This is a genomic window from Synergistaceae bacterium, assembly GCA_017443945.1.
Classification (GTDB): domain Bacteria; phylum Synergistota; class Synergistia; order Synergistales; family Aminobacteriaceae; genus JAFUXM01.
On the sequence record JAFSXS010000027.1, the window covers coordinates 1 to 5,511 of the forward strand.

A 5,511-nucleotide genomic window follows, 5' to 3' on the forward strand; every position below is an offset into this window, starting at 1 on the left:
CACCCACCCACCCTGCTCGGCGGCGGCTTTTGTTATAATCGCTTTGTGATGTAGTTCACAGCCTCAGATATTTGTACACTCTCTTGAGTCCCGTCAGTTAAATTTTTTATCGCTACAAGATTATTCGCGAGTTCATCAGGGCCGATTATACACGCAAATTTGCATTCACCCGCTGACTTCATCTGTGATTTAAAACTTTTTCCGGCAGTGTCGTTAATGGCTGAAATATTATTTTTTCGCAATTCGTACGTTAAAGCCTGTGCAGCTCCCCTCGTCGAGTCATCAAGTGCAGCAACATAAACGCAAATTTTTGGAACATCGCCGAACGTGCAGCCCTGCTCTTCCATTACGAGCATGACTCTATCAAGACCACACGCAAAACCTACACCCGGAATTTTTCCGCCTCCTATCGCGCTTGAAAGATTGTCATAACGTCCACCGCCGCAAACTGCATTTTGTGCGCCCAAATCGCCCGATAAAATTTCATACGCCGTTTTTGTGTAGTAATCAAGTCCGCGCACGAGCCTTTTATTGATTCTGTAAGCAAAACCGAGACGCTCAAGCCCCGCCCTTACTTCGCTAAAATGTTCGCGGCACTCATCACATAAAGAGTCATAAATATCCGGTGCATTATCTGCAACTTTTCCGCATGATTCATTTTTGCAATCTAATATTCTTAACGGGTTACGGTCGAGTCTCGCTAAACACGTTTCGCAGAGTGAGTCTTTATGTGCCGTGAAGTAATTTATTAATTTTTCGCGATAAATCGGTCTGCACTTCTCACAGCCTACGGAATTAATTACAACTTCTAAATTTTTGAGTCCTAACCGCCTGAATAACTCTATTGACAACGAAATTATATCAACGTCCGCACCTGATGAAGCAATGCCGAGATACTCAGCGTCGATTTGATAAAATTGCCTGTAACGCCCCTTCTGCGGTCTCTCATGCCTGAACATCGGCCCCCAGTTCCATAATTTTGCGCTCATTCCCTGAACACATAAATTATTTTCTATTGCTGCTCTCATGACTCCTGCTGTTGCTTCCGGTCTAAGAGTTATACTGCGCCCGCCCCTGTCGTTGAAAGTGTACATTTCTTTCTCTACAATGTCAGTTGTTTCACCGACTCCACGCGCAAATAATTCCGTGTGCTCGAAAATCGGCAGATGAATCTCACTGAACCCGAAATCACGCATTGTCCTTGATGCAGTGTTAATTATATATGCCCATTTCCACGACTCAGCCGGTAAAATATCTCTTGTTCCTCTCGGTGCTGTTATAATTGACATGTTGAATAAATCACTCCTATTAAAATTTAGAATTATATTCAACGCATATTATAATTTGTTAAATAAATTTTTCGGAGGAGGCTTTTATTTAATCGTGGAAAATATTTTCTTGACTGAACGCGTAAAATTTGGCGATATTTTATTGCAATATGGACTCGTTAATCAAGATCAGCTCAATGAAGCACTAAGAATACAGGAAACTTCTGACAAACGGCTGGGCGAAATATTAATGGATATAAAGGCTCTTACTTCCACGCAGGTAGCTGAAGCATTGGCCGTGCAACTCGAATTACCGTTTATACAGCTTGATAGATACCAAGTTGACCCCGAAGCAATTAAGATGATTCCAAGAAGTGCAGCCGAACGCTTGAATGTCATTCCCCTAAAAATTGATGAAGAAGGCGCAATTTTAGTAGCAATGGCTGACCCGCTCGACCTCCCTGCACAGGACGAAATAAAAATTGTTACAGGTCATGAAATGAAAGCTGCCTGCTCAGGACTCGACGACATTCAACGAAATATCCCGCGAATCTATGAACTTCAAACGAACTTGGCCGGAGCTTTGACAGCAAATGAAGATTTAGCAGACGCTTTTACGCCGTTATCAGCAACTACAACGCAGGTTAACCCCGATGATGCGCCTTTAGTCGAACTTGTTAATGAATTAATACAGCAGGCAGTCAGGGAAAACGCGTCAGATATTCATATAGAAGCATACGAAAAAATGTCGCGAATAAGATTCAGAGTCGACGGTGCTTTATATTCAGCTTTCGATTATCCTGTTACACTTCATCCGACCATAGTAGCACGTATTAAAATTATTTCAGGAATGGACATCGCCGAAAAACGTAAGCCCCAAGACGGAAGAATCTTAACTATCATTGACGGCAGACACATAGATTTGCGCGTTAGTTCTCTTCCGACAATGAACGGTGAAAAAATTGTTTTGCGAATCCTTGACCGCGATAATTCATTTGATGAGCTCGATAAACTAGGCTTTGACTCTGAAGATATTATGATGATTGACCATTTTTGCGAAATGCCGTGGGGAATCTTGTTAGCGACCGGCCCTACTGGATCGGGAAAATCTACGACTCTTTACTCAATGTTGAAGAAAATCAGCCGGCCCGATATAAATATTGTAACAGTTGAGGATCCCGTAGAATTTTTTATACCCGGAATAAATCAAGTCCACGTCAACGAGAAAGCCGGATTAACATTTGATGTTGCATTGCGTTCAATTCTGCGTCAAGACCCCGATAAAATAATGATAGGAGAAATTCGAGACTCTGACACAGCACAAATAGCAATCAGAGCAGCATTAACAGGACACTTTGTATTATCGACTCTGCACACTAACGACGCACCAAGCGCAATATCACGAATTACAGATATGGGAATACCGCCGTTTTTGTTGTCCGCGTCGCTTTCCGGAATAATTGCACAAAGGCTCGTGCGCTGTTTATGTCCATATTGTAAGGAAGAGTACGAGCTTGACCCGGGAACTTGCGAGAGATTCAATTTTCGTGCAGGTACTCACGCATTCAGGCCGATTGGTTGTCCTCATTGCAGAAACGGCTACAAAGGCAGGCGCGGAATCTATGAAATTATGATGATTGATGACAACTTGCGCGATATGATTCTGAAGGAACAGTCAGCAATGTCAATTAGAGACGAGGCAATTAGAAACGGTATGAAAACTTTGCGGCAGTCAGGTTTAAACGCTGTGGCAGCCGGTTATACTTCACTGGAGGAGATTATAAGTGCAACACTTTAGCAGCGAAAACATCAAGAAATTAATCAATCTAGCAATAAAATCAAATGCAAGCGATATACATTTAAGCTCGGACTCTCATGCAGCTTTAAGAGTTCACGGCGAATTAGATTACATTGACGATTTAGAAATTTTTACGCGCGATGAACTTGTAAATTTTCTTGACGAGATTTTGAGCAGCTCACAATCAGAAAGATTCAAGCGCACAGGAGATTTAGATTTTGCCTTCACCTTTGAGTCTCAGCGGTTCAGGGGGAGTGCTTATCGTGAAATGCGAGGAGTATCACTAACTTTCAGGCTTATTCCATCGGTTATAAGATCTCTTGATGAACTCGGACTCCCTGAAATTCTCAAGACAATAGCGGATAGGCATAGAGGGCTTTTTCTCGCAACAGGGCCGACCGGACACGGTAAAAGCTCAACACTTGCGGCACTCGTCAACGAAATCAATCACACGCGCAAATGTCATATAGTAACAATTGAAGATCCTATCGAATATATACATACTCCGGCAATGTCTGTAATTCATCAACGCGAAATAGGCAATGACACAGAAAATTTTGCGTCAGGAATAAGGCACGTTTTGAGGCAGGACCCCGACGTTATATTAATCGGCGAAATGAGAGACCTTGAGACAATTTCAGCAGCAATCACAGCAGCAGAAACGGGACATTTAGTATTAGGGACTCTTCACACGCAGGACGCTTCACAGTCAATTGAAAGAATCGTGGACGTTTTTCCCCCTCATCAGCAGAATCAAATCAGGCTGCAATTAGCTTATACGTTAATAGGCATTTGTTCGCAGCAGTTATTACCGGCGGCAGGCTTTGCAGGGCGTTTTTGTGCGACAGAATTATTATTATCGACTCCGGCAGTACGAAGCAATATCAGAGAGGGCAAGACAGCAAGTCTGCGAAATTCAATGCTCACCGGCCTAAATACTGGTATGCACACGATGGAACAGGATTTAACGCGCTTATATCGTGAAGGTTCAATTACGAAATCAACGGCGAAAGATTTTGCTTACGATTTGCAGGAGATCGACCGGCTTTTATCGATGTAAAGGGGTGATAAATTTTGAACTATAAATATCGTGCAAGACAGCAGGACGGCGAAATAACAGAAGGTTATATTGCAGCAGACAGCCAGAAACACGCGCTTGAATTATTACGCGGCCGAAATATGATCGTAATAAATTTACATGAGCAGGGGACTTCAACTCTTGCAGGGCCGGCCAAGTCAAAATCTAAAGGGTTCAGCCTTAAAGCATTATTAAACGCTGATATAGGACATTTATTTTCGGGCGGTAAGGTCTCGCTGAAAACTTTAATGGTATTCTTCCGCCAGCTTGCAACAATGGAAGGTGCCGGGGTCGGTCTTGCTTCTGCACTTGATGTAATAACGAGTCAAGAAAGTAATTATGCGCTTAGAAAAATTTTGCTCGACGTTAAAGCGCGTCTTGACAGGGGAGTCACGTTAAGTCAGGCACTGAGTCAGCACCCGGCATTTAGTGCATTGTTAATTTCACTTGTTCAGGCAGGAGAAGAAGGCGGAATGCTTGATTATTCGCTCGAACAAGGCGCAGTCTTACTTGAGAAGCAGGCGGCATTACACAGCAAAGTTAAGAGTGCATTATTTTATCCTGCATTTGTCATGTTATTTGCTGTAGGGATTCTAATATTTTTCTTTATGTTCCTGGTTCCGAAATTTAAGGAAACTTTTAGCACAATGAATATCGAATTACCGAACATAACACTATATTTATTTGCGGCGGGCGAATGGTTTAGCGCGAACTGGTATTTTATTCTTGCTGGTGCAGTCGGGATTATATTTTTATGGATATTTCTATGTAAGAACAGGGCAACACGCAAGACAATGGACAAAATTAAATTGAAGATTCCCATTTTGAAGACGTTATTATTTAAAGCGTCAATGGCAAGATCTGCACGAACTTTTTCGTCGCTGGTGTCGGCAGGAGTTCCCGTTATTAGGAGTCTCGAAATGGCAGAAGGTACGGCGGGAAATGCTGTCGTTGAAGAAGGTTTTGACGAGTTGCGCTCAAATGCTATAAAAGGCGTATCATTGGGAGACTCAGCAAGGCAGGCGGGAATCTTCCCCGTTTTAGTCTCGCAAATGATGAGAATCGGCGAAGAAACCGGACACCTTGACACAATGCTTGAACGCGTTGCAACATGGTACGATCAGGAATTAGACGAGCAAATAAAGGCTACAACCTCATTGCTTGAACCCGTAATGATAGTTTTTGTAGGCGGAATTATAGCGGTTATTGCAATAGCTATTTTCTCGCCGGTAACGTCAGCGATTGTGCAGTTGTCATAAAATTTTTAAGGAGGTCTCACGAATGCGAAAAGGTTTCACGCTCATAGAAATGTTAATAGTAATTGTAGTTATCGGCATATTAAGTTCGATGATGATGCTTTCAAGCAC

Annotated in this window: 5 protein-coding genes; 4 read left to right on the forward strand and 1 reads right to left on the reverse strand. The window is 42.7% G+C overall.

The window, feature by feature from the left end; translation table 11 throughout:
• Positions 1-32: 32 nt before the first annotated feature.
• Complete coding sequence (locus IJT21_03175; GenBank protein ID MBQ7577252.1) at positions 33-1,289, reverse strand: histidine--tRNA ligase; 1,257 nt, start codon at positions 1,287-1,289, stop codon at positions 33-35.
• On the opposite strand from IJT21_03175, the gene tadA reads away from it, so the two are divergent.
• The 4 genes from tadA to IJT21_03195 all read left to right on the forward strand — a co-directional run.
• Positions 1,288-3,066, forward strand: a complete 1,779-nt coding sequence (gene tadA, locus IJT21_03180; protein MBQ7577253.1) for a Flp pilus assembly complex ATPase component TadA — start codon at positions 1,288-1,290, stop codon at positions 3,064-3,066. The two genes, IJT21_03175 and tadA, sit on opposite strands and share 2 nt — an antisense overlap.
• Positions 3,053-4,126 (forward strand): type IV pilus twitching motility protein PilT, encoded by a 1,074-nt coding sequence (locus IJT21_03185; GenBank protein MBQ7577254.1) that lies wholly within the window; start codon positions 3,053-3,055, stop codon positions 4,124-4,126. The genes tadA and IJT21_03185 overlap by 14 nt, the downstream gene beginning before the upstream one ends.
• 14 nt (positions 4,127-4,140) lie before the next feature.
• The gene (locus IJT21_03190) at positions 4,141-5,403 is read left to right on the forward strand and encodes a type II secretion system F family protein (protein MBQ7577255.1); all 1,263 of its coding nucleotides are present in this window, start codon (positions 4,141-4,143) and stop codon (positions 5,401-5,403) included.
• Position 5,404: 1 nt separating this feature from the next.
• The coding region (locus tag IJT21_03195; GenBank protein ID MBQ7577256.1) for a prepilin-type N-terminal cleavage/methylation domain-containing protein at positions 5,405-5,511 on the forward strand (107 nt) is incomplete at its 3' end.

What these genes read in the sequence shown, in the direction of transcription:
- tadA (MBQ7577253.1), top strand. Translation starts at nt 1,288, where the DNA reads ATGTTGAATAAATCACTCCTATTAAAATTTAGAATTATATTCAACGCA.
- IJT21_03175 (MBQ7577252.1), bottom strand. Translation starts at nt 1,289, where the DNA reads ATGTCAATTATAACAGCACCGAGAGGAACAAGAGATATTTTACCGGCT.